The 25,906-nt window shown below is 56.1% G+C and carries 22 protein-coding genes; 13 read left to right on the forward strand and 9 right to left on the reverse strand.

What is annotated here, in order from left to right:
* The first annotated feature begins 91 nt into the window (after positions 1 to 91).
* From Q0915_RS24205 to Q0915_RS24220, 4 genes are all read left to right on the forward strand, one after another.
* Positions 92 to 1,504, forward strand: coding sequence for an FAD-binding oxidoreductase (locus Q0915_RS24205; protein WP_299480115.1), 1,413 nt, complete (start codon positions 92 to 94; stop codon positions 1,502 to 1,504).
* 1,000 nt (positions 1,505 to 2,504) lie between these two features.
* Positions 2,505 to 3,968, forward strand: coding sequence for a chromosomal replication initiator protein DnaA (gene dnaA, locus Q0915_RS24210; protein WP_299480118.1), 1,464 nt, complete (start codon positions 2,505 to 2,507; stop codon positions 3,966 to 3,968).
* 335 nt (positions 3,969 to 4,303) lie between these two features.
* Complete coding sequence (locus Q0915_RS24215; RefSeq protein ID WP_299480121.1) at positions 4,304 to 4,735, forward strand: glyoxalase superfamily protein; 432 nt, start codon at positions 4,304 to 4,306, stop codon at positions 4,733 to 4,735.
* A 186-nt stretch (positions 4,736 to 4,921) separates the two neighbouring features.
* A complete protein-coding gene (locus Q0915_RS24220; protein ID WP_299480124.1) occupies positions 4,922 to 6,724 on the forward strand; it encodes a caspase family protein in 1,803 nt (600 codons plus the stop codon).
* Positions 6,725 to 6,738: 14 nt separating this feature from the next.
* Here the strand turns inward: Q0915_RS24220 and Q0915_RS24225 are convergent, their stop codons facing one another.
* Together Q0915_RS24225 and Q0915_RS24230 are read right to left on the reverse strand one after the other, a co-directional pair.
* The gene (locus Q0915_RS24225; protein WP_299480606.1) at positions 6,739 to 7,569 is read right to left on the reverse strand and encodes a methyltransferase; all 831 of its coding nucleotides are present in this window, start codon (positions 7,567 to 7,569) and stop codon (positions 6,739 to 6,741) included.
* 102 nt (positions 7,570 to 7,671) lie between these two features.
* A complete protein-coding gene (locus Q0915_RS24230) occupies positions 7,672 to 8,415 on the reverse strand; it encodes an SOS response-associated peptidase (protein WP_299480127.1) in 744 nt (247 codons plus the stop codon).
* 134 nt (positions 8,416 to 8,549) lie between these two features.
* On the opposite strand from Q0915_RS24230, the gene Q0915_RS24235 reads away from it, so the two are divergent.
* From Q0915_RS24235 to Q0915_RS24255, 5 genes are all read left to right on the forward strand, one after another.
* Positions 8,550 to 9,062: a hypothetical protein gene (locus Q0915_RS24235; RefSeq protein ID WP_299480130.1), complete on the forward strand. Its 513-nt coding sequence runs from the start codon at positions 8,550 to 8,552 to the stop codon at positions 9,060 to 9,062.
* A 39-nt stretch (positions 9,063 to 9,101) separates the two neighbouring features.
* Positions 9,102 to 9,521 carry an NUDIX domain-containing protein gene (locus tag Q0915_RS24240; protein WP_299480133.1) on the forward strand — a complete coding sequence of 140 codons (420 nt, stop codon included), beginning with the start codon at positions 9,102 to 9,104 and terminating at the stop codon, positions 9,519 to 9,521.
* Between the two features lie 103 nt (positions 9,522 to 9,624).
* On the forward strand, positions 9,625 to 10,653 hold the full coding sequence (locus Q0915_RS24245; protein ID WP_299480136.1) for a DUF3179 domain-containing protein: 1,029 nt from the start codon (positions 9,625 to 9,627) through the stop codon (positions 10,651 to 10,653).
* 38 nt (positions 10,654 to 10,691) lie between these two features.
* The gene (locus tag Q0915_RS24250) at positions 10,692 to 11,102 is read left to right on the forward strand and encodes a TIGR02301 family protein (RefSeq protein ID WP_299480139.1); all 411 of its coding nucleotides are present in this window, start codon (positions 10,692 to 10,694) and stop codon (positions 11,100 to 11,102) included.
* A 189-nt stretch (positions 11,103 to 11,291) separates the two neighbouring features.
* Positions 11,292 to 11,564, forward strand: coding sequence for a hypothetical protein (locus Q0915_RS24255; RefSeq protein ID WP_029063820.1), 273 nt, complete (start codon positions 11,292 to 11,294; stop codon positions 11,562 to 11,564).
* A 72-nt stretch (positions 11,565 to 11,636) separates the two neighbouring features.
* Here the strand turns inward: Q0915_RS24255 and Q0915_RS24260 are convergent, their stop codons facing one another.
* Complete coding sequence (locus Q0915_RS24260; RefSeq protein ID WP_299480145.1) at positions 11,637 to 12,299, reverse strand: LysE family transporter; 663 nt, start codon at positions 12,297 to 12,299, stop codon at positions 11,637 to 11,639.
* 179 nt (positions 12,300 to 12,478) lie between these two features.
* On the opposite strand from Q0915_RS24260, the gene Q0915_RS24265 reads away from it, so the two are divergent.
* Positions 12,479 to 13,138 carry a hypothetical protein gene (locus tag Q0915_RS24265; protein ID WP_299480148.1) on the forward strand — a complete coding sequence of 220 codons (660 nt, stop codon included), beginning with the start codon at positions 12,479 to 12,481 and terminating at the stop codon, positions 13,136 to 13,138.
* Positions 13,139 to 13,185: 47 nt separating this feature from the next.
* Here Q0915_RS24265 and Q0915_RS24270 read toward each other — a convergent pair whose 3' ends face one another.
* From Q0915_RS24270 to Q0915_RS24280, 3 genes are all read right to left on the reverse strand, one after another.
* Positions 13,186 to 14,757, reverse strand: coding sequence for a sulfatase-like hydrolase/transferase (locus tag Q0915_RS24270; protein WP_299480151.1), 1,572 nt, complete (start codon positions 14,755 to 14,757; stop codon positions 13,186 to 13,188).
* Positions 14,757 to 16,676: a TRAP transporter fused permease subunit gene (locus Q0915_RS24275; RefSeq protein WP_299480154.1), complete on the reverse strand. Its 1,920-nt coding sequence runs from the start codon at positions 16,674 to 16,676 to the stop codon at positions 14,757 to 14,759. The genes Q0915_RS24270 and Q0915_RS24275 overlap by 1 nt, the downstream gene beginning before the upstream one ends.
* 70 nt (positions 16,677 to 16,746) lie before the next feature.
* On the reverse strand, positions 16,747 to 17,754 hold the full coding sequence (locus tag Q0915_RS24280) for a TAXI family TRAP transporter solute-binding subunit (RefSeq protein WP_299480157.1): 1,008 nt from the start codon (positions 17,752 to 17,754) through the stop codon (positions 16,747 to 16,749).
* Positions 17,755 to 17,840: 86 nt separating this feature from the next.
* On the opposite strand from Q0915_RS24280, the gene Q0915_RS24285 reads away from it, so the two are divergent.
* Complete coding sequence (locus tag Q0915_RS24285) at positions 17,841 to 18,752, forward strand: LysR family transcriptional regulator (RefSeq protein ID WP_299480160.1); 912 nt, start codon at positions 17,841 to 17,843, stop codon at positions 18,750 to 18,752.
* Positions 18,753 to 18,766: 14 nt separating this feature from the next.
* On the opposite strand, the gene Q0915_RS24290 is transcribed toward Q0915_RS24285, so the two are convergent.
* Positions 18,767 to 19,690 (reverse strand): LysR family transcriptional regulator, encoded by a 924-nt coding sequence (locus Q0915_RS24290; protein ID WP_299480163.1) that lies wholly within the window; start codon positions 19,688 to 19,690, stop codon positions 18,767 to 18,769.
* Between the two features lie 101 nt (positions 19,691 to 19,791).
* Here Q0915_RS24290 and Q0915_RS24295 point away from each other — a divergent pair, with 101 nt between their 5' ends.
* Complete coding sequence (locus tag Q0915_RS24295) at positions 19,792 to 20,202, forward strand: Rid family hydrolase (protein ID WP_299480166.1); 411 nt, start codon at positions 19,792 to 19,794, stop codon at positions 20,200 to 20,202.
* Between the two features lie 484 nt (positions 20,203 to 20,686).
* Positions 20,687 to 23,845, forward strand: a complete 3,159-nt coding sequence (locus tag Q0915_RS24300; RefSeq protein WP_299480169.1) for a hypothetical protein — start codon at positions 20,687 to 20,689, stop codon at positions 23,843 to 23,845.
* Between the two features lie 61 nt (positions 23,846 to 23,906).
* Here Q0915_RS24300 and Q0915_RS24305 read toward each other — a convergent pair whose 3' ends face one another.
* Positions 23,907 to 24,560, reverse strand: coding sequence for a class I SAM-dependent methyltransferase (locus Q0915_RS24305; protein WP_299480172.1), 654 nt, complete (start codon positions 24,558 to 24,560; stop codon positions 23,907 to 23,909).
* 20 nt (positions 24,561 to 24,580) lie between these two features.
* Complete coding sequence (locus tag Q0915_RS24310) at positions 24,581 to 25,843, reverse strand: DUF3419 family protein (protein WP_299480175.1); 1,263 nt, start codon at positions 25,841 to 25,843, stop codon at positions 24,581 to 24,583.
* Positions 25,844 to 25,906 lie beyond the last annotated feature (63 nt).

A 25,906-nucleotide genomic window follows, 5' to 3' on the forward strand; every position in this document is an offset into this window, starting at 1 on the left:
CCGGGGCGACAGGATGCACCGTCGACGGCCGCGCAAACACACACTATGGTGGCGCCCGATTTCCCTGTTAAAGTTCACGAGGATCCCGCTCATGGAGCGCACTGCACATGCCGACCGTTTCGCTGAATTGATCGGCTCTGCGAACGTATTGACCCAACCGTCAGACCAGGCGCCGTACCTTACCGAGTGGCGCGACCTTTACCGCGGCGTGACGGAGATCGTGTTGCGGCCCGGTAGCACACAAGAGGTCAGCGCGGTCATGACCTACGCCTACGAGCACGACCTGAAAGTTGTCCCGCAAGGAGGTAATACCGGTCTTGTCGGGGGGCAAATTCCGCAGGAAACCGGGGATGAAATCGTTTTGTCGCTCTCTCGCCTGAACAAGGTCCGGGATGTCGATCCAGCCGGTTTCACCATCACGGTCGAAGCCGGCGTGGTGCTGGAAACGCTCCAGAGTGAAGCTGAAAAAATAGACCGGTTGTTCCCCTTGTCGCTCGGCGCCCAGGGTTCCTGTCAGATTGGAGGAAACATTTCCACCAACGCGGGGGGGACAGCGGTACTGGCCTATGGCAATACCCGCGATCTCGTTCTCGGACTGGAAGTCGTGTTGCCGACCGGTGAGATCTGGGACGGTCTCAGGACGCTCAGAAAGGACAATACCGGTTATGATTTGAAACAATTATTTATCGGAGCTGAGGGCACCCTGGGGATAATTACGGCGGCCTCGCTGAAGCTCTTTCCAAAGCCGAAGAAACTCGAAGCAGCTTTTATCGGTTTGCGCGATCCGCATGCCGCGCTGAGGCTCTTCACAACGGCGCGCGCGCAGGCGGGACCTGTATTAACCGGGTTCGAAATCATGCCCCGGATCGGCCTCGAATTCTGCCTGAAGCATCTGGAGGCGGCCCGTGACCCGCTTGAAGGCGAACATGAATGGTATGTGCTGATGGAACTGTCGAGCGGATCTGACGCGTTCCCCGTCAGGGATCTTCTGGAGAGCATACTCGGAGACGCATTTGAAGACGGACTGGTGGAAGACGCTGCCTTTGCCCAGAACCTTTCCCAGGTCCACGACTTCTGGCACATCCGCCACGGCATGTCCGAAGTGCAAAAACCGGAAGGTGGATCGATCAAGCACGACGTCTCCGTACCGGTTTCCCACATTCCCGACTTTCTGGACAGAGCCATCGCGGCGGTTTCAGAATTTGTACCGGGCTGCAGGCCCGTGCCATTTGGTCATATCGGAGACGGCAATATTCATTTCAATGTCAGCCAGCCCGTCGGTGGCGACAAGAATGAATACCTGGCCAAATGGGACGAGATGAACGAAATCGTACATTCGATCGTTGGCGAGTTCGGTGGCAGTATTTCAGCTGAACACGGAATCGGCCGATTGAAGAAGGCGCTTCTCGCGAACGTGAAATCCGAAACAGAGCTGAATTTGATGCGCCGGATCAAACAGGACCTTGATCCGAAGAACCTTCTGAACCCTGGTCGAATTCTTTGATCAGTAAGTAGATCGTGTGATCACGGCACATCATTGGCACGGCAGAATGCAAGTGCCTCAACACGCGCCGGTCTCCTTGCACCGTCTGAGGCTGTTGTTTCGCTGCCGCGACAACTGAAACTCAGCTCCGGAGGCCGTCTCCTTTACTTTTACAATTCTTAGGCGAACACGAGTTGTACTGTGTTTTCGAAGCGCCACGTGCCAATCCAAACTTCCAGAGGACCTTCCACGCATATCAATTGTAAAAAATGCCAGGCAACCAAGATATTCTCGCGGCCTGGGGAAAACCGAACGCAAACGTATCTGGCAGACATTTGAAACGGATGCCTTCAAAAACCTCGCTATCGGATTGATTGGATTTGGTCTTATCCGGAAAATTCAATCTCGTTTGAGAGTCACCCGGCCAATCCAACCTGCGAAATCATCAAAAATTTTTCCCCAGATAGTGTGCGCAGCTCTCGTTGGCTGACCTGAAAATTTCAAAAAAGCGTCTAATTGGCCGCGAAGTGGTAATTCTCTCACTCAACAACCTTGTAAAAAATAACTTAGTTTTCAAAAAGAAAAGAGCAATTTCCTCGAGGAAACTAACGAATTTGACATCCGCCTTTTGAAAACTCGCAGAAAAAGTTCGAAAAACTTAAATTTTTATTAAATTTGCTTACGTGCCTGAAGGCATAACGCAAACAGCAAAGGGGGAACAACTCGATCAGGACTTGCGGCATGTCCTGAAGTCGATGGGGCAAAAAGTTTTGCTATGTATTATTTACGTTCAAACTCCACCTCATCTACGCGAAATACGATATGAACCGTCTATGACCTCATAAGAATAAGCTATTTGTAAACATGGTAAGTAAAAGGTTAATCATGTGGCATGGGCGTCAAAAAAGCCAACCGGTCGAAAGACCTAACAAAAGCAAATGAGCGGCAAAAGCGGAACTCGCTGCTCTGAGACAGTGCACGAGGGAGAGCGACCCCATCGTTCTCTCACATGGAGGCCACAATGCAGGTTCAGAACTTAGCTAGTTCGGATCATTGGGATCGTGTGAAGAAAGAACTGAGAAACGAACTCGGAGAGGACATTTTTTCAAACTGGTTTGGGAGAGTGAAGCACGAAGAAACCGTCGGCGACTCAGTTCGCTTGTCGGTACCAACCCGTTTCCTGAAAAACTGGATCCAGAACAACTACGAAAAGAAACTGATCGGTTTATGGAAACGCGAGCTCGATGATATCAATCGCGTCGAACTAACTGTGCGCGGTGCGCTTCGTCCGCGCCAGATCAGTCCGGCCCAACAACCCAAGGCAATCACCGCCCGCCGCATCAGCGGGAGAGCGGCCCCATTCGACATTGCCCCGCAATTTGGAAGCTCGGCCAGTTCGGCAAGCATTCCATGCCTCGCGGATACGGGAGAAGAGGCTGCTTCGGAGTTCTTGAGCGGCGCTGCACTGAACCCGAAGCTGACCTTCGATGCCTTTGCGGAAGGCGCATCCAACAGCCTGGCATGCGCCGCCATTCGCCAGATGGCAGCCGGCCATGAAGGTACGCTGGGTATGCTTTACATGCATTCCACAACCGGTATCGGCAAAACCCACTTGCTTCAGGCAGCAGCAACAGAGGCGCGCAAAGCCGGACGCCGTGTCGCGTATCTTTCGGCCGAGTTCTTTATGTATCACCTCGTGCCCGCCCTGCGCACGCCAGCCTTCCCGGTCCTGCGCCAGGCAATGAAATCCATCGACCTCCTGCTTGTCGACGACCTTCAGTTCCTGCACGGCAAACAGGCCCACGAGGAATTCGGCAAAACGCTGGAAATGCTGATGGATGCACCCAGCCAGATTATCATGGCAGCCGACAGGGCTCCGGAAGAACTGGGAACGCTCAGCATCAAGGTGATGCAACGCATTCAGACCGGTGAAGTCGTCAGCATCCAGTCGACCGACTATGCACTTCGCCACGAGATCCTCAGGAAACGGATCGCATCGGCGCGGCGCACGCACCCGGCATTCACAGTGCCAGATGAAGTCGCCGACTACATTGCACGTTACGTCATCTCCTCAGCCAGAGATCTGGAAGGAGCTCTCAACCGCCTCTTTGCGCATAACCAGCTGACAAAACAACCGGTGACAATGAACCTGGCTGAAAAGACCCTGCATGACCTGGTCAGGATCGGCGAGCCCCGTTCAATCAAAGTTGAAGAGATTCAACAGGTTGTCTGCAAGCATTTCAGCGTGACGAAGGCCGACCTTCTGTCTTCCTGCCGCGCCCGGACGCTCGTACGACCCCGGCAGATCGCGATGTACATTGCGAAAGTCGTCACGGGCAGATCCTTGCCGGAAATCGGCAGAAGGTTTGGGAATCGCGACCACACAACGGTTCTGCATGCCGTGCGCAAAATCGAAGATATGGTGTCAAAGGACGAGGCGCTTGCGCAGGAAGTCGAGCTGCTCAAACGCCTGATCAACACCTGACAGGCTTCAGGGTCACCCCAACCCTGCAACCGGCGGCACAGAAGATCGCCGCCGCCCACGGCACCGGGCAGCAAAAAAGCCGGGTGCCATGAAAACCTCCCTCCCTTCAAGCCGCGTCAGCGGCTTTTTTTTTGAGTTGACACCTCTGCGTGAAAGCCATAGGCGTTGCGCAGGTTTAGGGAAGCCGGCCGCCCGCAGGTGAACAGCCCTGGTGAATTTCCCTTCGCGAAGCAGTTTCGCAGATCGTCATCCTTCACAAGAACGTGCAGGCTTTTGGCAATGCGGGCCCCATGAAGGCGTATGCCTTTTCCTGCCTTTCTTGGAAAGGTTGAACTATGGAACTCCCAAGTGTTGCCGAGCTGAAATCTCAGGCAAAACGCCTGCGAAAAGCCTTGAATGAAAACGGCAAGTCTCTCTCGCACAGCGAGGCTCTGGAACTCCTGTCGGCACAATATGGCTACAGGGACTGGAATACCGCGCGCGCGAGCGCAGCACGCATCAATCAGCTTTCCCTCTCAGTGGGAATGCGGGTTACCGGCACCTACATGAAACAGGCTTTTGAAGGCGAGATTACTTCCCTCAGCTTTGCTGGAAGCAAAGAGCGCTATTACGTGACGATCCAATTTGACTCGCCCGTCGATGTCGTCTCGTTTGACAGCTTTTCCGCGTTTCGAAGCCGGGTGAACTGCCTCATTGGTGCCGACGGTGTGGCCTTGAAGAGAACGTCGGACGGCGAACCCTACTTGAAAATGCGGCCGGCGCACTAAAGTGCTGCTCGCATCCACGTCGAACGCTTTCGCTTCAAGCGCAAGATACCGTGCCTCAGCGCCGTCTCCCCATGGCGCCCAATCTCCTGCCGTGTAATGCGGCAGGAGCCATGGCATACTGGTTCAAGAGACGTCCGGCCTCAGGGCCGGTCGCGATGCAGATGGATCGATCGGTCGGGGGACAACATGCATCAGCTAGAGCATAGCGCTGCAAGACGATTGAAGCGTTTGGGACTGGTACTGGCAGCGCTTGCCTGTCTTTTTGTCACCGCGATCCAGGAAACCAGTGCAGCTGTCATACCAGGGGGAAACAGCGGATGGCTGATTGTGGCCAGCCGGCCCAATGCCACTGATGCCATCAATCTGGCCAGAAGCTACGCAAACAGGTTTCCTCAGACCACGGTCTTCCAGTCGAACAATGGCTGGTACGCCGTTTCGCTTGGCTGGATGAACCAGCCTGCCGGTGACCGCTACAAGGCAAATCTGCTCTCAAGCGGTGCGATACCCGGTGACAGCTATTTTCACAACGGCCAGCGATTTCAGTTCTCCGTCTGGTCCGCTTCGGGGGTCACGGGCGGGGCTTCCCAGTCCCTTTTTGCGTCGACCCGGATCACACCGCCGCCTTCCGGTGGCTCGGTCCCTGCCCCGTCATTGGAGCAGGCCTATGTTTCAGGGCTGGATCCGCGGGGAGACAACTTCCTGTCCCTTAGAACCGGCCCGAGCACGCGCTACCGGGAAATCGCGCGCATGGGTCTGAATACGCCTCTAACCATTCTGGGAAGGAGCGGGTCATGGCTGAATGTTGCCCTTAGGGATGGCAGAAGCGGTTGGGCCTACGGAAAATATATCGCCTCCGTTCCCGGTTACGCTCCGGCGCCACCCACGACATCCGCACCGGCAACGGCACCACCTGCCGTCGCACAGCGATCGATCACGCCGCCCCGGCGGGGCGTCGTCGGCAGCTTAACCGATACGGGAGACAATTTCCTGTCGCTCAGGACCGGTGCCGGTACACGGTTCGATGAAATCGCCAGGTTGCTCGAGGGCACCGAGATAACGATGCTGACGCAGCAGGGTGCCTGGTTTGAGATTGAACTCACCAACGGCATGCGCGGATGGGCGTATGGCCGCTATCTTGAAGCTGCAAAACCGCGTCAGACGGCATCGCCGTCTGTTCCAACGATCGGTCCCGATACGTCGCAGCAAACTCAGAACACACCAGGGCAGGCGCAAAACGAGGCGGCATCGACAAGCCCCAAACTTCCCGATCTCGGCGCGCTGCCGGAGGGAAAGCGGGTCGCGCTTGTCATCGGAAACTCCGCTTACGAATATGCTCCCTTTTTACCCAACCCTAAAAACGATGCGACCGACCTGATGGATTCGTTGAAACGCCTCGGATTTACGGTGATTGTCGGACTTGATCAGAGCAAAGTTGCCATGGAAGGGACTGTGCGGACCTATGTTCGTGCCATTCAGGACGCCGACGTCGCCTTGTTCTTTTATGCCGGCCACGCGATGCAACTGAGCGGCAAAAATTATCTCATCCCGATCGATGCGAAACTTGAAGACGAGACTGCCGTTGATTTTGAAACCATCGAACTGGGAACGGTGCTGGACTACATGAATGCGCCGGGCAGATTATCGATAGCGCTGTTGGATGCGTGCCGGGACAATCCGCTTTCGCGCCGTTTTTCGCGCAGCCTCGGTGCGAGCAGAAGCTCCCGTGTTGAGCGTGGTCTTGCCGCACCTCAGGCCGGTGGTGGCAATATTTTGATCGGCTTTGCGACAGCCCCTGGCGAAGTCGCGCTTGATGGCGATGAGGACAACAGCCCCTTCACCACAGCACTTCTCGACCACATAGAGACACCCGGGCTTGAAATCGAAATTATGATGAAACGCGTCAAGGCGGACGTTTATGATTCAACACGCGGAACACAGTCTCCGTGGCACAATTCAGCCTTGCGACGCGAGTTTTATTTCAAGAACTAACGCCTTGGCCGTGTTCAGGACTTTTGCGCCAGAACAAGGTGCCCCGGAACAGGGACACCTTCCTCCAAACGGACCGTGATCGGTTCCATGGCCAGGATCGTGAAGCCGGCGTTTGACAAAGACGCGCGGATGTATCCTTCGGCCTGGGCAAACCTGTTGCCCGGTCCCACCATGTAGGATCTGCCGTTCAGAATTTCGTTGGGAAGTGTCTCTGTCGAAAAGGCCAGATATCCCTTCTCTTCCAGCCGGTCCGCTGCAGCACTCAAAAACGGTTCGACTGCTCCAAGGTACGGAAAAACGTCCGTTGCCGCGATCAGGTCCCAGTTCGGGCGCGCCTCCTCCTCGTCTTCAAACTCCTGGAGAAACTCAACCGCTTCGCCGACATAAAGATCTTCATAGACCTCACGATCATAGGCGAGTTCGATAATCCTTTCAGACAGGTCGACGCCCGTGCGATGAGACGTACAGTCGGCGAGTGCCATGCCGGTCAGTCCGGTTCCACAACCCAGATCCAGCATTCGGGAAAACGGTCCGCAATCGAGGCGCTGGACAAGGTCGCGCAAGAGCAGCGGAACGCAATAGCCAAGCTCATCGACGAGGATTTCGTCAAACACGTCCGCATGCTGATCGAACAGCGTCGCGACATAGGCATCCGGCATTTTTTCAGGTGCAGTCTCAGCTCCAATTGCGGCCAGACGGATGCTCACGCCGCCTGTATCTTGCGGATCCAATGCCAGCGCTTCGCGAAAGGCTCGTGCTGCGCCTGCCAGGTCGCCCGATTTCTGAAATTCCAGTCCTAGATTATAGGCCGCCGCAAGCTCCTCGTTCTCGGCATCGTCCGTCATATCAGTCGGTGTTTTGTCGCTATCGTTCATTTCCCGTGCCTGCCTTGAGACCACGATGCCGGCGGCTTCCCCGCATGGTGGCCTGGTCAATGCGAAGGACGCTTAAAACAAATCCATCTGGCTGTCGTCCACTTTCGCGACCTTTGCGGCGCTCTTTTTTGCCGAAGGCTCAATCTTCTGCAGATCGATCGGCGTCTGAACATCGGCGTCGTCATTGACGACCTTATTCACGCGCGAAGAAATCGGCGTGGCAACGAGATAGTCGTCTTCAACGGGGACAAACATCTTCTTGGCTTCGCGTGTGTCGACATTGGACGTATCAAGCCAGGCTTCAAAAGCGTCGGGTTTCAGAATGACCGGCATCCTGTGGTGGATCGATGACATCATGCGATTTGACTCAATTGTCAGGATCGCGCCCGTATCCATGTCGCCGCCATCAGGGTCGGACCATGTCTCCCACAATCCGGCAAAAGCCATGATGTCTCCGTCGGCCGGCCGGATCCAGAATGGCTGCTTTCCGTCCGACGTCCGACGCCACTCGTAAAACCCGGAGGCCGGGATCAGGCAGCGTCCGTGACGCATGGCCGAGCGGAAAGACGGTTTTTCCCCGGCAGTTTCCGACCTTGCATTTATCAGGAGTGTGAAACTCGAAGGATCCTTCACCCAATTCGGAATAAGCCCCCAACGCACCAGATGGAACCTGCGCGCGCCGTATTCGTAGCGAACCGTTGCAATGGGCTGTGTCGGCGCGATGTTGTAGCGAGGCGGAAAATTCGGTCTTTCGGAGTAGTCGAAAAAGTCTCTGACGGCATCCGGCGGTGTCGTAAGGGCAAGGCGGCCACACATCGCAGTTCTCCTCTCCGCAGCAATGGTCCGACGCCAACCGCCACGCCGAATTGCCTGAAGAATGATGCAAAGTTAGGCAATTGGAAACAAAAAAGAAGTACCTTTGCCTCCAAGTGAAAAAACAGGGGGCAGGTATGGAGTGTTTGGATCCAGTTTTGGGCGCCGGAGAGCTGGCCGCCGAACGGCTGGAGCAGGCAAACATCAATCCCCAGACCGGACTTGCCACCGACTATCTCAATCACTTCAACGAAGTCATGATGCTTCTTGAAATGCTTCCCGACATGCCGGACTGCTCCGAGGACGTTCTGGAATGGGCGCCGCTTGACTATGAAGGTCACTTTGAAAACTCAACCTTCAAAGACAAGCAACTTGCTATTCGGGCGTATTATGCAGCTCCCGGTTACTTACGGGAACATCTTGAGGCGCATGTCGAGGACATCAACAACCTGGTCGGTGAAATACAGGATCAGTTGCGCCAAACGGACGATGCAGGCTCGATTGCAGCCAACATCGCATACAGGGCAACCCACGAAATCAAACCTTTGATAGCTCTTGCGGGTGCGGTCATACACGGTCATGTTGAACCGGAAGCAACGCAGCACGAAGGTGACGGTGCCCAGGCAGAAATCGACGCCCTGTTTGCCTGACCTTTCGCTCATCCGCCGCGCCAGACAGGATGTCATTCAATGTCCCGTTTCTATCCTGATGCGCCACGCGTCGGCGTCAGCGTCCTGTGTCACCGGAACGGCCATGCCCTTTTGATCAAACGCGGAAAAGATCCCTTCAAGGACCATTGGAGCTTGCCGGGCGGTTTGGTCGAAGTGGGTGAAACGCTTGTTGAAGCGGCTGAACGGGAACTCATGGAAGAAACGGGGGTCAAGGCCGTCCTGAGCGCTCCCGTCGAAACTTTCGATTCCATACAAAGAGACGGCGACAACGAAGTCATTACGCATTTCGTTTTGACAGTATTTTGCGGGTCGTTTCATTCCGGAGACGCGGTCGCGGGGGACGATGCGGCTGCGGTCGAATGGGTGCACCCGGAAAATCTCGACAATCGCCCGACGACCCCGGGCACAGTTGAAAGAATACGTCGCCTCTTGCCCTGATCCCGGTGGCGAAACGCCCCTTCACGCAGGTTTGCAGAACCGTGATTCCCAATTGCGGACCCGTTCGTGAAGCATGTTGTGGTTCCAACGTCCGGAGGCGCGCATGCGGATGACTTTTAAGCAGCTTTCAAAATCACTCACACGCATCGTGTCGTTCTTGTGCCTGCTTCTCGCGCTTTCAACCACCGTCAAGGCTGATCCGGACCAATGGCGGCGCGCCGGGTTTTCAACCGACTTTTCACAAACCACCATAGATCTTGGAACGATTTTCTCGGGCGGGCCACCAAAGGATGGCATTCCATCAATCGATGCGCCGCGTTTTGTACCTGCCAGTGATATTGACTGGCTTCAGGACAATGAACCGGTAATTTTTCTCGATCTCGACGGTGCCGTCAAAGCCTATCCGCTGCAAATTCTGATCTGGCACGAGATTGTCAACGACCAGATCGGCGAAACGCCGGTGTCAGTGACTTACTGCCCGTTGTGCAATTCCTCGATCGTTTTCGATCGCAGACTGGACGGTGAAACCCTCGATTTCGGCACGACCGGCCTTCTCAGAAACTCGGACCTTGTCATGTACGACCGGCAATCCGAAACGTGGTGGCAGCAGTTTACCGGTGAGGGCATAGTCGGAACGCATGCCGGGCGTGAACTGAAAATGATACCGTCGCGCGTGACCGCCTTTGAGGCGTTTCGCAAGGACCACCCGAATGGAGATGTGCTCGCGCGCCCCTCACCACCGAGACGCAACTACGGCTCAAATCCCTATGTCGGTTATGACAGCCGCTCCGCGCCCTACCCGCTCTATCAGGGAACTTTGCCGGACAACATCAACCCGATGGCGCGCGTTGTAGTGGTGCGCGGCACCGACGACACGTACGCTGTCACGCTCGACCATGCCAGGACCTCCAGCCCCGTTGCACTCTCCGAAAAGGTCGTTCTTCGCTGGACCGGCGAGCAGGCCTCCATACTCGATCAGCGTGAGACGGAAAGCGGGCGTGCTATCGGCTCGGTCGAAGCCGTGAGAAAGGAAGGCGATACCGAGGTACCGCTTGTGCATGACGTCACCTTCGCGTTTGTCGTGCATGCCTTTCACCCCGAAGTGGCAATTCTTGGGATCACTTCTCCGTAGCGCTTGCAGTCGCCCGTTCCGGCGCGCATGATCCGCGGATGATCAGCAAATGCATACGTGATGTCTGGTGCCGGGCGTTCGTTCTGGCAATGGTGGGGCTGGCTATGCCGTCACAGGTTGCATTCGCTCAGGTGTCGGGCATCGACGCACCTCCTTACGAACAGCAGCTCATGCGGCTGTCGGAAATCTTCGGCGCGCTCCATTTCCTGAGACCGTTATGCAAAGAAAATGATGCAACAAGCTGGCGCGACCGGATGGAGGATTTTCTGGACGCCGAAACGGTTGAAGAAAACCGCCGGCGCCGTTTCATCGAACGGTTCAACCAAGGTTATCGTGGTTTCTCAGTCGCTTATAGAGAGTGTACGGATGCTGCCCGTATCGCAATGGTACAGTATCTTAACGAAGGCGAAACCATAATCAGTGACGTCACCAGCAGGTATGGGCGGTAGTGTGCCGAAAAACGTCAAAACGTTACGAGTTGGTTAACCTTTTGAATCAAATTTGTGGGTGGACGTTAAGTTTGCGTTCATGGTTGCTTATCACCACGGATCTGCGTGCTAGGATCAGATAATGAGATTCGGGAGAGGGACACGTTGGAGTTGTCTTCAACGGATCGGGACAGACCGGTAAGGAAACGAATGATAAACGACGATTACGCTGAGGCGGCCATGGACGCCGAATTCGCCGAAGACGAAGACATCCGGCGCGCCGCGCTCGGCTTCATCTCGGATGCCTGGGCAGAAGCGATCGCCAATGGTGTCGATGCGGATGCGGTGGCTCACGCCGCGATGTTCACCGCACTTGCCGATCTCGTCGCCGCCTACGGTGAAGATGCCGTCGCCAAGCTGGCGGAAGGACTGCCGGACCGCATCCTTCAAGGCGACTACACGGTGAATCGCGTCCTGCAATAACGTGGGATCAGATCTGATGAACGAGGCCGGTCATTCCGGCCTCTTTTGATTCATGTGCTCTTCTGTTCACCGCTAGTGGTTCCAGAATCCCGTTGCGTGGCTGATGCCGTTCACCACCAGATCAAGATAGATAAGGCCGCCGAAAACAATCAGCCCGACACCCGCAATGTGATTGATCCGGTCAAGCCAACGGTCATCGATCCGTGTCTTGAAATGCGACACCACTGCAGAAACAAAAATCCACCATGTCGTTGCACCGGCCGCAACACCTCCAACCATCATGAGAGCGCCAAAGTGATCACCGGATTCCGGACGGTAGTTTCCGAGTGCGCCGAAAATGAACAAAAACACCAAGATGGTTCCCGGATTGGTGATGGCGATGAAAAAGGCCGCCATCGAGTCACCCAGATAGCTGTATTCCCGGCCGTTACCATTCTTTTCCAGATGCGGATGCGTGTTCCAGATCTTGATGCCGAAGATGATCAGAAGCGCCCCTCCGACGACTTCAATCAGGCGGAACTGTCCTTCGATGAAATTCGTTACGGCAGCAACGCCGAAAATGGCGGCAGCCGCAAAAATCGTGTCGGCAACAACCGCACCCAAACCGACAAAAACGCCATGGCTGAATCCGCTTCGAACGGCATGCTGAATGGCCATGATGTTGACAGGACCGACGGGTGCTGTCGTAAGAACCCCAATAAAAAACCCGATCAGCACGTATTCCAAAACAGTCACGGCTGGTCCTTCTTACTAGACTGCTGATTTTTTACGAAGTCTCTCCGTCTCGATATCGGCACGGTGTACCGATGACAAGAACAGGAAAAGTCCCTCAGCCAGTTTTCACTCTGCCATGAATTGTTTAAGGAATGTGCTTGGGGGAAAACGATACCGGATCCATCCAATGGGAGATCACAATGGCACGGACAATAGCAGCAGTGGTGGCGGGCCTTTGCCTCCTTCCGGCCGCCAGCGTTGCAAAAACGGTAACGACAGAGCCGATACCCGTCGTTCCGGAGACCAGCTCGCAAGCCGCGCCCATACCCAACGAACAGCTGGACCTGCCGGAGACCCGCGAACAGACGGTCGCGGAAACGTCATCGGATCTTGCCACGCCCCAAGTCTACTACAACACGTCCACTCTGCCGAAACCCGTCGCGCGCATGCACGCGCAACTGAAGGAAGCAGCCCTCTACGGCGACCTGGAACGTTTGCGGATGGTTCTGGAAAGCAACGAGCTGCCGCCGACCCTTTCCTTCACCGACATCGGCGACCCGATCGACTTCCTGAAGGAAAGTTCCGGTGACGGCGAGGGATTTGAGATCCTGGCGATCCTGGCGGACACGCTCGATGCAGGTTTCGTGCATGTGGATGCCGGAACACCCCAGGAGATGTATATCTGGCCCTATTTCGCACGCTATCCGTTGTCAAACCTGACCCCGGATCAAAAGGTCGAAATGTACCGGATCATTACTGCGGGCGACTATGCGGAAATAGAAGAGTTCGGCGCCTGGACCTTCTACCGTGTCGGCATCGGACCGGATGGAACGCTCCACTATTTCGTTGCCGGGGACTGACCCCGTCCTCGCACTTGGCTGCGCGTGAAAGGTGATCCGGTGTTCGCTCAAGCCCGATAGGCCGGAAGCGGTGCCCGATCCTGAAGTTCGATCATCCGGCGCAGCATCGTTTCCATGAGATTGTGCCGTGTCGGGGCAAATCCCGGGTCTTCAAACCGGTTGTCCAGTTCATGCGGATCATCGTGCAAATCGTAGAGCTCATTCCAGGTCTCGCCTTGTCTTAGGGACATCCTGAAGCGCTCCGTGACAAGCGTGCGCACGCGCTGTGGCCGGTCGAAGCCGGTCATCGTCCGCTGGCTGTCTTCTTCCACGATGATCGCTTCTGGCGGTTTCGACGAGAACAGATCCCGCCCCTGCATTCCGTTGAAGGTCTGAATACCGGCGCGCGCCAGGATGGACGCGGGGATGTCTATCGAAGACGCAAGGTCTCGGTTCACCGTGCCTTCCGTCGGATTGGCCGGATCGCACCATATGAAAGGCACGCGTATGATACTCTGATAGTGCAGCAGCAATTTCAGCATGAGCCCGTGATCGCCCATGTAGTCGCCGTGATCGGAGGTAAAGACCACCACCGTATTCTCGGCAAGCCCGAGTGACTTCAGACTGTTGAGCACCTTCGCGATCGTATCGTCGATCATCGTGATCATGCCGAATGTCAAAGCGATAATGGCCCGCGCCTCGTCTTCGGTGACGACAAACGGATTTTGCGAGTTTCGTGGGTCGCTGCCGTTTTCCATGGCCGCACGCATCGCCCTGATGGGTGGCAGGGCTCCCTGCCCGAAAGATGCCGGGAGATCCATCTCGCCTGGGTCATAAAGATCCCAGTACCTGCCCGGCGGCGTGAACGGATGGTGCGGATCGGGAAAGGACATCTGAAGGAAAAACGGCTCTTCCTGGCCGGCCTGCTGGCTAAGCCAGTCTTCACAACGCGCGCCGATCCAGTTGGTCGAATAAAGCTCTTCGGGAACCGCGGTGCGCCAGGCCTGAGGGGCCTTGATCCGGTTGCAGGGCAACGCGTTTTCCGGTCCGACGAGACTGTCAAAATCCGGCCTCTGATTTCGCGCCCAAAGGAGATAGTCGCCCGATGCCTGGTCCGCGTGATCGGCGGCAATTTCAACATGCTGGAACCCGTAAAAGTCTCCGTTGAGACGTTCGGCAATCGGGGTGTCCCATTGCGGCGTCAGCTCCAATTCGTATTCCGGGCCATGGCGGTTGTTCTTAAAAGCATCGCGCAGATGTGCTGACGGCACGTGCTTTCCTTCTTCCGGGACGAACCGGTTAGCCGCCGGCAAGCCACTGAAGCTTTGAAGGTGTGACTTGCCGATCAAACCGGTCCGATATCCCGCGTCGCGCAATAACTCGACGAAGGTGGTTTGGTCCCTTGAAAGGGGAATGCCGTTGTGCCGCGCACCATGAACCGAACACATCCGCCCGGTCATGATCGAGGCACGATTGGGCATGCAGATCGGATTGGCGACATAGAACCTTTCCCACCTGCATCCTTTCGCTGCAAGGCTGTCAATCGCAGGCGTTCTGACACGCGTGTTGCCATAACACCCGAGGTGATCGGCGCGGTGCTGGTCCGTGATGATGAACAGAAAGTTGGGACGCTTGGACATCATGCTGCCTTGGGGTTGGGGACGGATCTGCGCATGTCGAACAGTATCAGGGCGACCCCTGCGGCGAGCGCCGGCAGATGCACCCAAGGGGACACTGCAAGGAGTGCGAATGCGGCTACGAAACGCAGGACAATCTCGGCGACCGTGAGTTTTCCCCGGTCAAAACCGGACAGTGCCGACGAAAACAGCCAGATACAGAAACAGGTTCTGGCAACGATCCACACAAATTCAACCAGGTTGAACTGCTCGACGATCAGGATCGTCGGATAGAACGCGAAGATGAATGGAATGATGAACTTTGCCATGCCCAGCCGAAAGGACATAAGCGCTGTCATGAGTGGATTGGCTCCGGCGATCGGCGCTGCTGCATAGGCCGCGATCGCGACGGGCGGTGTCAGGGACGACGCGACGCCATAATAGAACACGAACATATGCGCGGTGAGCATTGAAACCCCAAGCGCCTGGATTGCCGGGCCCATTACCAGAATGATGATCAGATACGCCGGCAGCGTCGGCATGCCCATGCCGAGCACGAGAGCGCCGATCATGGCAACCAGGAGCGCCGAGAAGAGACTTTCCCCGCGCACGGAACTGATGACATTTGCAAGCTTTAAGCCGAGGCCGGTGGAATCGAGCGAACCGACCAGAATTCCGATCGCCGCAATCGCGATCAGAAGCGTCGCGCCGGACTGCGCGCCTTTGACGAAGCTGTTCCAGATGCGCATCGGGTTTTCGCGTACCTTTGGATTGATAAACGAAAGGCACAGCAGAACGACGACGGCGTAGAAACCGGCCTTCGATGTCGAAAGGCCAAATATCAGCGAGGCGATGACGGTCAGAATGGGACCGATAAACAGAACGGAGTTGATTGCGTCGACACGTGTGATCTTGTCTTCAAGCGTCAACGGTTGAGCTTCGATGCCTTGTCTGCGCGCCTCCGCGGATACAGCCGAAAACAGGCTGAAATAGTAGAAAAGGGCCGGAAGGAGCGCTGCGACGATAACATTGAGGTAGCCGGCCCCGGTCAGGTCCGCCATGACCAGCGCGGCTGCCCCCATGATCGGTGGCATGATTTGGCCACCGGAAGATGCTGTTGCTTCGATCCCGGCTGCAAAGGTCGGCGAGAACCCGCGCTTCTTGATCATCGGGATCGTGAATGTGCCGGTTCCAACGATGTTGGCCACGGTTGAGCCGGACATCGTTCCGAACATGGACGACGCCAGAATTGCAGCGTGTGCCGGACCGCCCCTTGTTCGGCGCGTGGCCAGGAACGCGAATTTCAGCAGGGTGTCGCCGGCGCCGGTTCCTTCCAGAAGCACGCCGAAGATGATGAAGATGAAGACCGTCACCAGGACGATGTTCGTTATCGAGCCGAAGACACCTTTATTGGTGTTGTACCAGAGCGCTTCACTGACCTCCTTGAGCGAAAAGCCGGTGTGCTCCAAAAGCCCGGGTGCGTAATTACCAAAGAACAGATAGACCACCGCCAGCGAACCGACGACGAACAACCCCCACCCCCACAACCGGCGGCACAGCTCCAGGAAGACCGCAAGACCGGCCAAGGCGGGCCAGGCATCGCGATTGCTGACGTCGTAAAGGGCTTCTTCCATCTGTGTCTGAACGAAGAAAAACGACCAGATCGACCAAAGCCCTGCCACGATCATCAGGAGATCGAGAACCAGATGAATTCCGGACTTGGCCGCGGACATCTCCGGATCTGCCGTCTCACGCTGTTTGCGCGCTACCGCGACCCCAACAACAAGCGCAAGGGCGAAGGCAACGGCCCGGTGAACCTTCGGATCAAGCAATCCGATGCCCGAGCTGTAGACCGCGATAAAGCCGAGCGCAGCACAAGCCAGGATCGAAGCGAACACAAATATGCGGGACATCCAGCCGGATGACGGCGTCTCAGCGTCCATGACACTCTCCGTGGATATGAGGGAGGGCTGTGGAACCGGGTGCCAGACACCCGGTTCAAGCGCCTTTCAGTCAGGGACGGAGGTCGTCCGGAATATCAAACCCGGCTTCCTCGTAGTATTTCAGCGCTCCAGGATGAAGCGGGACATTCACCGACGTAAACGCACTGTCCTTCGTGACATCCTTCAGAAAGAACGCTGTTGCGTGTACGTCGTCGATGTTTTCCCAAAAGGATTTGGTGGCATTGTAGACGACATCGTCCGGCACGCCCGCGTGTGTTCCCACGAACTGCGAGAAGCCGAGTGCTGCAATCGGTCCCTTGGTCAATTGACCCTTGTAGACCTCTCCGTCGAATTTCATCATGCCGCGGCCCGGGCGGCCGAACAGGCTCTGCATCGCCTCGCTTTCAAGGGCAGCGTCCGGAATCGACAGGAGACGGAACTCCCCTGAAAGACCGAACTGTTCGATACGGGCTGAGCCGATTTCAGCGGGGCGCACCATCATGTCGATCTTGCCATCCGACAAGGCCGTGTAGCCTTCCCCCCAGCTCAATCGCACGGACTGGTAGTCCTCGCCCGGTTCAAAACCGGTTATGTTCCGGATCAATGCTTCGGACGTCGCCGAGGCGGCACCTGCAGGTGGACCGGTAAAGACAGATTTGCCTTTCAGGTCCTCCCAGCTTTCAATTCCCGAGCCAGGGAGCGTGACAACGTGATAAGCGCCTGCCTGGAAACCTAGAATTGAGCGCAAGTTTTTCGAAAGTTCCGGTGCATCGCCGATGTTCTTGTACATGGCCTTTTGACCGGCCATGAGATTGACGAGCGAAGGCACGCTTGAGAAAAAATCGATCTCGCCTTTAGCGCCCTTCAGCATCGATTTGGTCAGCGTCTGCCCCGCATTGACCTGAACCTCAACGTCCCCGCCGGCAGCCTGGTTGGCAAACGCGACAAAGAGCGTGTGAGCAGGGTCGCCAACGCCTGCGGTTTCTCCCTTGTAGATCTGAGCCGATGCAGTAGCGGGCAAGCTCAAGGCGAACGCTGCGAAGACCACAGCCGGTCTCAGGAATTTGCAGTGAAACATGATTTCCTCCCTTTTCATGTCCCACCTTAACAAAATCAATTCATCTCATATAATCAAACAAACGAACCCATAAATAAGAAATTGCTATGAAACTCGATCCGAAGCACCTTGCTCAGCTTTCCGTAATCGTCGAAGCGGGCTCCTTTCAGACCGCCGCAGATCTCCTGGCGCTGACGCAGCCGGCTTTGAGCAGAAACATGCGCACGCTCGAAGCCAGGCTCGGCGCATCGATCTTTCAGCGGGACGGCCGACGGTCGGTACCGAACGCGCTCGGCTTGAAGCTTGCCCGGAACGGACTGGCCATCCGCATCGCCGAAGAGCAAGCCGCAAGCTTTGCAACATTGGCCGCTGCCGGCAGCGCGGGACACCTGCGCGTCGCAGCACCGCCCATCGTCGCCGGACGTTTTCTGTCCGATGCGCTGTCGCGTTTCATCACCGATAACCCTGGCTGCAACATCGAATTGCGCACCGGTCTCGCACACGAGTTGCGCACGATGCTCGAGCGGGGTCAGGTCGATGTCGTGTTTGGTCCCCAGAGCCTTGCAGACCCGGTCGAGGGGTTGAGTTTCCTTCCGCTGATCGATGACAGGGTCGGCATCATGTGCCGCATCGGTCATCCCCTCACCAGCAAGAAGAAACTGATGGCGTCCGATCTCATGTCACAGGTCTGGCTTGCCCATTCGCGCGGCAGCCTTTTGCGGCAGCAGACGGAAGCAGCCATGATCGCATCGGGTATCCAACATATGCAGATTGCCTGTGAAACCGATTCAATCAGCTCTGCCTTCGAAATCGTCGCCGCCACCGAATTGATAACGACGATGCCGATCGGCACCTCGACCCCCTACCTTGAGGAGCGTCTGGTTTTTCTGGCTTTCGATCACCCGCAGTTTCATCGCCCGCTTGGGGCCATCTGCAGAAACAACATGTCTGCGACCCCCGTCGTGGAGAGCTTTCTGAAGGTCCTGCGCGCCGAACTGAAAGAAAAAGACCGATCGTAATGCTTCAGGCGCGCTTAATCAGGAGCCGTGGCTCCCGGTTCGAGCTGTGAGATATGCGCCGTCAACATATCAATGAAATGTCTTACACGCGGCTCAAGCAATCGTTTATGTGGATACAGCGCGACGACCGGAACCGACCCACAATCCAGCTTGGGAAGGACCTGTTCCAGACGGCCGGCAACAAGATCTTCCTCGACCAGAAGATGCGGCAGGAGAGCGACTCCAAGCCCGGCCATAGCCGCCTCACGCAGCGCTTCGGCACTGTCCAACCTGAGACGAACACGTCCTTGAACGCGAACAATCGTGCCGTCTTCCTCAACAAGTTGCCATCCTTGCCGCTCTCCCCGGCTGGCGAACTGCAACAGATCAAGAAGGTCAAGCTGCTCCGCCCGACCTGGGTGGCCGCGATGTGAAAGGTACGTGGGCGAGGCACACAAGACCGGGTTCAGCGTCAACAGCGTTTTTGATATGAAGCTGGAATCTGGTGAACTGACACCGACCCGGATGGCAAGATCGAAGCCATTGTCGATCAGATTGTCGATACGGTCGGAAAATCCCACCTCGATGCGCATGTCCGGCCAATGTTCCATGTACCGTTGCACGACCGGAAGCAGCAGCCGCCGGCCCACCGCATCCGGAGCGGTTACCCGCAACGTACCCCGTGGCGCGCCGGGTGCAGTGTTGAAGGTTGCGTCCGCGGCTTCAATTGCGGCTCGAATTTCCAATCCGTGTCGGTAAAGACCACGTCCTTCTTCCGTCAGTTCGAGCGCCCTGGTCGTCCGGTTCAGGAGGCGGGTGCCGTGAACGTCTTCAAGCCGGGCGACAGCCTTGCCTGCCGTTGAGCGCGACAATCCGAAGGCCTTTCCGCCGTTGACGAAGCTGCCCGCATCAACAACGGACAGAAAGACAAGGATGTCATTCACTCTGGAACTGATCATCTTACTCTTTTAACGAAATATGTTCGCTAGAGAAACGAATTCTCTTCGTCACGAAAGCGATCCATATCCGAATTCGGAACACTTTTGAAGAAAGGGTAATCATGTCTTCCCAAATCACACGCCTCAACCCGACCTCACTACCCGATGCCAGAAAGGTCGGCTATTCCCAGATCTCGATTGCCGGTCCCGGCGCTCTGGCGTTCGTGTCCGGGCAGGTCGCCTGGCCGGCCGATGGCGGACAGGTACCTGCCTCTCTTGGCGAACAGACCGCCATCGTTATCAGCAATCTTGAAAATGCGTTGGCTGAGCTCGAATGCCGTGCTGAAGACATCGTCCAGATGCGCGTTTACATGACGGATCTCACACCTGAAACGCAGGCAATGGTCATGCCTCAGCTGCTTTCATTCCTAGGCGGCGCCCAGCCGAGCCTGACCGGGATCGGCGTTTCCGCGCTTGCGGCACCGGACCTTAAGATTGAAATTGAAATGGTCGTTCAACCGGAAACCATTTAGGCGCACGGATCCGCTCCGAAACGCCACTCATTGGTGCCGCACCAAAGGCTTCCGCGGCATCAGGGAAAGACTCCCGAGACACTACGTCAGGCTCACCGACTTGATATTTCTCGTGCTGGTTTACTTGAATTCGCTCCATTAACTCCAAGCACCCGACAGTCTGCACCCCTAACAGAGAGGCGCTTAAGATGTTAATACTGCCTCTCTATCCCTATTATTTAATTTATCAGATTTATAAAAGCGCACACCAAATGCATCAAATTTAGGAATAATTCCATCTATACTATTCCCCCGATGCACAAAAAACTCGCAATAAAGATACATATTTCCATTATTCCTTATCATTACACGATTTTAACTTAAAAATACTCTCAAACTCCCCCACTTTTCCAAAACCGTTGGGACAGGCACGGGAGTTGGTTGAACTTTGATGAAAAAAGGCGTCATTAGATCCGGTCGGCAGAAATGCACTCCGGAGGTAATCTTGGAATCCGGTTTACCCTGGCCCAAAGCCTATTTGAGCCTGCTTCCTCTGGTGCAAGAGCAACTGGGCGCTGATGGCACCATTTGCCTCAGCAGGGAATTGCGCGGAGGCAAATCTGGAGCGCAGGTTCTCGTTGCAGATGTGCACAGCACCGCGTTTACCGGACAGGCGATCCTCAAGCTGGACAAGGCATGGGATCCCGTTCATGGCGGGCAGCCCGAACCAAAACTGCTGTCCCAGGCGATCGCAGATGCTCCTGCATTTGCGAAGGAGCATTTGCCCAGGCTTCTGTTTTCCGTCGAGCGTGACAACCAGTTCGCCATTTTGCTGACCATTGCCGGCCGAGGTCTGGAATACGCCTCGCCTTGGCCAAATGTTGCATATGAAGAGCAATTGCCTGTTATCAGGCAGATGTCGACCGACCTCTTCACCAAGTGGAACGAGAACTACAACCTGAGTGACGGGATTCACTCACCGCAGGACCTGCTTGCGTCCTGGCTCGGGTACAGACTGGTCTCGGGGTCGGGGGGACGGATTCACGAGTTTCTCGCAGTTGAGTGCGGCCTCGATGCCGGCGCACCCTCGATCACATTCGAGGGGCAGTGGTATCCGAACCCGCTCGCATTTGCGGACGGCGCCATCGAGCTGGACGACAGGTTGCAGATACGGGCCGTGAAAGGCCGTTGCCATGGCGACCTTCACGGGATGAACCTGCTCGTTTCCCATGAGGACCAAGGCTCACTGGACTATTTTCTCATCGATCTGGCCGACTACAGGTCGGATCAGTTTCTCTTTTTCGATCACGCCTATTTCGAACTATCGTATTTGCTTATCTCCCGCGATCAGCAGAGTACCGGCTACTGGGAATCGCTGTTTGATCAGCTGAGCCGCCGCAACCGTCACGAGCGGCGCAGTGGCTTGCAGGCGGACGATCTCGGCCTCATGCAAATCGTGAACGCGTTGCGGGGCGGTATCAGCGACTGGATCGAAGAGAACGAACCCGACCGCCTTTCCTTCATGGAAAGCCAATACCTGCTGGCCCGGGTCGCTGCCGGACTTAACTTCGCGCACAAGAATATCGATCCACGCTTGCGCCGTATCGCATTCATCTATGCTGCCTACAGTCTCAAGGATTATTTGCAACTAAACCGGATCGACTGGCCCAAAGACGGGACGTCTTTTTCGCTCGACGCCAAAGAAGACCAGGTCAAATCTCTGGTGTCCAGTTCACCAGCAACGAGCGCACCGGTTGCGATGCCGGCCCCACCTGTTGCCGCGCCGCCGGAAAACCCATCGACAACGACGGCCACCCGGCAGGAAACTGTACACAATGAAGAGCAGAAGAAACGATCCCTTCTGGAAGAGCTGCGCCGTCGCCACGTCGTCAAGGCAGCAGCGGGCTATATTGTCGTTGCATGGCTCTGCCTTCAGGTCGCGATTGTGTTTCAGGTCTCGCTGAGACTGCCCGACTGGACGGACAGTCTCGTCGCAACACTGCTCACCCTTGGCTTTCCGATTGCCTGTATTCTTGCCTGGGCTTACGAGCTCAGCCCCTCAGGCCTGCAACGCACAACGGCCGAGAGCGGCATCGACGAACGTCCATCGAAATCGGGAATAGCTTTCAACTACGTGCTCGGCATCGGAGTACTGCTCATTCTCACGATTTCGGTGGGTAGCCCGATTTACGATCGTTTCTTCCCTGCGAGCGAGGAACAGACAGTTACGAGTGATCAAAAGTCTATCGCTGTACTGCCTTTCCGAAATCTCAGCAGGTCGAATGAGTCCGACAGTTTCAGCGACGGGTTGACGATCGAAATCATGAGCACTCTGGCCAGGTCAAATCTGTTCCGTGTTCCCGGCCTCAGTTCGTCATTCAGTTTCAAGGACAAGAACGAAGACCTGCGCGTAATCGGCAAGACATTGGGCGTCGACTACATTTTGGAAGGCAGCGTGCGAAACATAAATGATGACTTCCGCATTGAAGCACAACTGGTCAAGGCCGAAGACGGTTTCCTGATCTGGTCCGGTATCTTCGACGAATCTCTTGAGGATCTCTTTGCGATCCAGGAAAAAATCGCCTCGGAAGTCGGCGTCGCCCTCCAAACGCCGCTGCAGGTCACCGCCGCCTCGCTTCAAGAGGGACGCACGTCAAACAGCGAAGCCTACGAATTGTTCTTGCAGGGCATCGGGCTTTACCAGCAGCGTGGCGAGGCGCTTCGCGAAGCCGCCAGCATTCTGAACGAGGCAGTTCGGCTCGATCCAGACTTCGCGGCTGGCTGGGCGGCGTTGTCCCTCGTCTACAACGTTTATCCGAACTACATCAAAACTGAAAACGGGCAGCCGGTTTCAACACCAATGATGCTTTCCCAGTCGCAGGAATTTGCTCTGAGAGCCAACCTCATCAATCCGCAATTGCCGTTTGTGCAATACGCGATGGCCAACACTTTCCGCAGGAACCGCCAATGGATACAGGCTGAAGACATGTATCGCAGCGCCTTGGAGGCGGTTCCCGATGCCTATGACATTCTGGAAGATTATGCAGAACTGCTGTCGATGCTGGGCCGCCATGAACAGGCCATCGCCATGGCCGAGTACATCGCTGAAGCGGATCCGCTCAACAGTGTTTTTGAGTTCCGGCTCCTGGAAGCCAAATGGGCTGCGGATCCCAGCGAGGCGAATGCGGAGGCGCTGGTCAGTTATTTCGAAAAGGACACGCCTCAGCAGGAACCGATTGCACGCGCCATCATCGGATACATGATCAAGACAGGGCAGACAGACAGGCTGATAGCATTGATCGAGGCGTGCGACACGTGCCAGGCGGACTGGCGTGCAAAGGTTTTGCAGATGATCGCTTTGATCGGCAAAGACGCTCCGGAAGAGATCTTTCAGAAATACAAGAATGAGAACTTTATGGGATATACCCTGCTGGACACGATCGGTGGTCCGGATCTCGCTCTTGAAGCTTATCTCTACTATGCACTTACACTAAGGCGCTCGGCCGTTTCGTACTCGGTTCCCTGGAGTGTCATCGAAAAGGTTGGCGACAAAGAGCAATTCAAGTTCCTTGTCGAGCAGACCGGACTACTCGAATACTGGCAGGAACGGGGTTGGCCGGACCAGTGTGAACCTAGCACCGACGACGACCTGACGTGCAGTTGACACGTGCAAGATGTGTTGACGATTTGAGCGTCCTGGCAGGGTTGTCCACTTGCTCCAGCCGCTACAGCTTTCGCAACTCGGCGTAATCGGCGTACCCGCGATAAAGGTGCCGGAAATCGAGTTCTGCCTCCGTCTTGTCAGCCAGTTGGCGCAACTCGCTTTGAAGGTCGGCACGTGGTGTGACATGAAACGATTTCAGCCATGAGAATAGAAGCTTCGCAAACCAGCCTGGCAGACCAGCCTGCTGTCCGAAATCGACCACATGGATACGTCCGTTCTTCTTCAGACGCTCCGCGCCGGCCGCGAGTGCTTCCCGCCAGATCGGGATCATTGAAAGCGTATAGGAATAGAAAACACAGTCGAATTCAGGAACGTCCAGCGGCTCCGTCGCAGCCGGGTTGGCAGCATCTCCCTGAATGAGGGTGATGCGCTCGCTCAAACCCGCCTTGGCAATGTTTCGGGACGCAGTGTCGAGCATGTGACTGGAAATATCGAGGCCATAGAACCGCACACCTGGATAGCGCTTTGCTGCTGCGATCAGGTTGCGCCCGGTTCCGCATCCCAGTTCCAGCACATGCCCGTTCTCCGGCGGCTGCAGTTCCCTTATGAGATGGTCCCGGCCAAGAAGATAGTACTTGCGCGTGAAATCGTAAAAATGGCGCTGGTAACGATAGACCGCGTCCATCAATCTTGCCGTTTCAACCGCTTCACTCATCGTGATTACCGTGCCGAGATCTATCCGTTGAAGACGTAGAGATGGAAACCGCCATAGATCGACGAACGATCCTGCCGGCCGAGTTCCAGGCTTTCCTCTTCTTCATAGGTCCAGCGGCTCAGGATCTCGTCTGCAACGCGGCCGGGTAGCAGTGACGGCTCGGCGGCTGTCCGGAAGACAACCCTGCCACCGCGGCGTGCCGTCCGCGTGATCTCGGACCAGAGCGCGTTCAGTTGTGCGTCGGTCATCCAGTCCTGTGCATCGAGCAGGACATACGCATCCAGGCTGTCGTCACCGGTTGACTGAAGATGTTCGGTAAAGTTGCGATTGAGCACCCGGACACGGCCGGCCCTTTGCCGGATCTCCTCGAAATGCGCCCGCTTCAGATAGGGGGGCAAGGGGCCGGATTCTCCTGCCGGTTCGCCGGACCGCGGCGCATACCCGCGCCCAAAAGCCTGCCACGCGAAATAATTGTCTTTCATCGAAAAGTCGCAAGCCAGTTTTTCAAGGCGATCCTTGAGCACTGCGGACATATCGCCATCGGCGTTTGCCGAAACCAGTGCGTCATACTGCGCAGGTGGAATGCCAAGACCGTAGAGCGACATTTTCTTTGACGTCGCCCAACGCACGAGACGCTTGTCGAAGAGCGGCGCAAGGGCCGTATCGAAAAACGTTCGCTGTTCTTCCATGGTCCTGGTCTTGATCATGTGTTTGGGATCGATGCCGTAAAGGCGCGCCACCAGATGCCCGGCCCCGATGCAATAGCCCAGGAGACCGTGGTGATAGAGGTCGCGCGAAAACAGCGTTATGCGTTTGCGGCCCCAGTTCGCAAGGTCGCGGCCTTCCCAGTATGCAATGGTATCCGGGTCCAGGTTGTCCTTGAGAAAACGGTTGTAAGCAGCAATGTTTGCCTTTTCGTCCGCTTCACCGAAAAACCGGTAGAATGTCTCGTAATTCGGAAAGTGTTTGGCAGCAGCCAGCTTCAGTCTGCCGAGCGCGACGTGGGCGCGGTTCAGGTCGACGGCGGTAATCTCGGCCGGATTGGCGGTGAGATAGGACATGACGTTGCAGCCGCCGGACGCGATGGTAATCATCCGCGATTCCGGCGTCAGACGCAGCGCTTTCATGTCAACGTCCGGATCCTCCCAGATCTGGGGGTAAACCAGTCCTTTGAATGCAAATGTGAAAAGTCGCTCAAGTATGCCTTCGCGAGACGTTGCTTCGGAGCGGTAGACCGCATTGTTTAGCCGTTTTTTTGAAGCTGTGAGCGTGCTCTGCGCCATTTTTGTCTCCCGGGTCACCGCGCGAATGAACTGCCTCGCGATACGTGATGGAGACGACATTTT

This window comes from uncultured Roseibium sp. (genome assembly GCF_947494555.1).
GTDB lineage: Bacteria > Pseudomonadota > Alphaproteobacteria > Rhizobiales > Stappiaceae > Roseibium.

What these genes read in the sequence shown, in the direction of transcription:
- Q0915_RS24205 (WP_299480115.1), top strand. Translation starts at nt 92, where the DNA reads ATGGAGCGCACTGCACATGCCGACCGTTTCGCTGAATTGATCGGCTCT.
- dnaA (WP_299480118.1), top strand. Translation starts at nt 2,505, where the DNA reads ATGCAGGTTCAGAACTTAGCTAGTTCGGATCATTGGGATCGTGTGAAG.
- Q0915_RS24215 (WP_299480121.1), top strand. Translation starts at nt 4,304, where the DNA reads ATGGAACTCCCAAGTGTTGCCGAGCTGAAATCTCAGGCAAAACGCCTG.
- Q0915_RS24220 (WP_299480124.1), top strand. Translation starts at nt 4,922, where the DNA reads ATGCATCAGCTAGAGCATAGCGCTGCAAGACGATTGAAGCGTTTGGGA.
- Q0915_RS24225 (WP_299480606.1), bottom strand. Translation starts at nt 7,569, where the DNA reads ATGACGGACGATGCCGAGAACGAGGAGCTTGCGGCGGCCTATAATCTA.
- Q0915_RS24230 (WP_299480127.1), bottom strand. Translation starts at nt 8,415, where the DNA reads ATGTGTGGCCGCCTTGCCCTTACGACACCGCCGGATGCCGTCAGAGAC.
- Q0915_RS24235 (WP_299480130.1), top strand. Translation starts at nt 8,550, where the DNA reads ATGGAGTGTTTGGATCCAGTTTTGGGCGCCGGAGAGCTGGCCGCCGAA.
- Q0915_RS24240 (WP_299480133.1), top strand. Translation starts at nt 9,102, where the DNA reads ATGTCCCGTTTCTATCCTGATGCGCCACGCGTCGGCGTCAGCGTCCTG.
- Q0915_RS24245 (WP_299480136.1), top strand. Translation starts at nt 9,625, where the DNA reads ATGCGGATGACTTTTAAGCAGCTTTCAAAATCACTCACACGCATCGTG.
- Q0915_RS24250 (WP_299480139.1), top strand. Translation starts at nt 10,692, where the DNA reads ATGATCAGCAAATGCATACGTGATGTCTGGTGCCGGGCGTTCGTTCTG.
- Q0915_RS24255 (WP_029063820.1), top strand. Translation starts at nt 11,292, where the DNA reads ATGATAAACGACGATTACGCTGAGGCGGCCATGGACGCCGAATTCGCC.
- Q0915_RS24265 (WP_299480148.1), top strand. Translation starts at nt 12,479, where the DNA reads ATGGCACGGACAATAGCAGCAGTGGTGGCGGGCCTTTGCCTCCTTCCG.
- Q0915_RS24270 (WP_299480151.1), bottom strand. Translation starts at nt 14,757, where the DNA reads ATGTCCAAGCGTCCCAACTTTCTGTTCATCATCACGGACCAGCACCGC.
- Q0915_RS24275 (WP_299480154.1), bottom strand. Translation starts at nt 16,676, where the DNA reads ATGGACGCTGAGACGCCGTCATCCGGCTGGATGTCCCGCATATTTGTG.
- Q0915_RS24280 (WP_299480157.1), bottom strand. Translation starts at nt 17,754, where the DNA reads ATGTTTCACTGCAAATTCCTGAGACCGGCTGTGGTCTTCGCAGCGTTC.
- Q0915_RS24285 (WP_299480160.1), top strand. Translation starts at nt 17,841, where the DNA reads ATGAAACTCGATCCGAAGCACCTTGCTCAGCTTTCCGTAATCGTCGAA.
- Q0915_RS24290 (WP_299480163.1), bottom strand. Translation starts at nt 19,690, where the DNA reads ATGATCAGTTCCAGAGTGAATGACATCCTTGTCTTTCTGTCCGTTGTT.
- Q0915_RS24295 (WP_299480166.1), top strand. Translation starts at nt 19,792, where the DNA reads ATGTCTTCCCAAATCACACGCCTCAACCCGACCTCACTACCCGATGCC.
- Q0915_RS24305 (WP_299480172.1), bottom strand. Translation starts at nt 24,560, where the DNA reads ATGAGTGAAGCGGTTGAAACGGCAAGATTGATGGACGCGGTCTATCGT.
- Q0915_RS24310 (WP_299480175.1), bottom strand. Translation starts at nt 25,843, where the DNA reads ATGGCGCAGAGCACGCTCACAGCTTCAAAAAAACGGCTAAACAATGCG.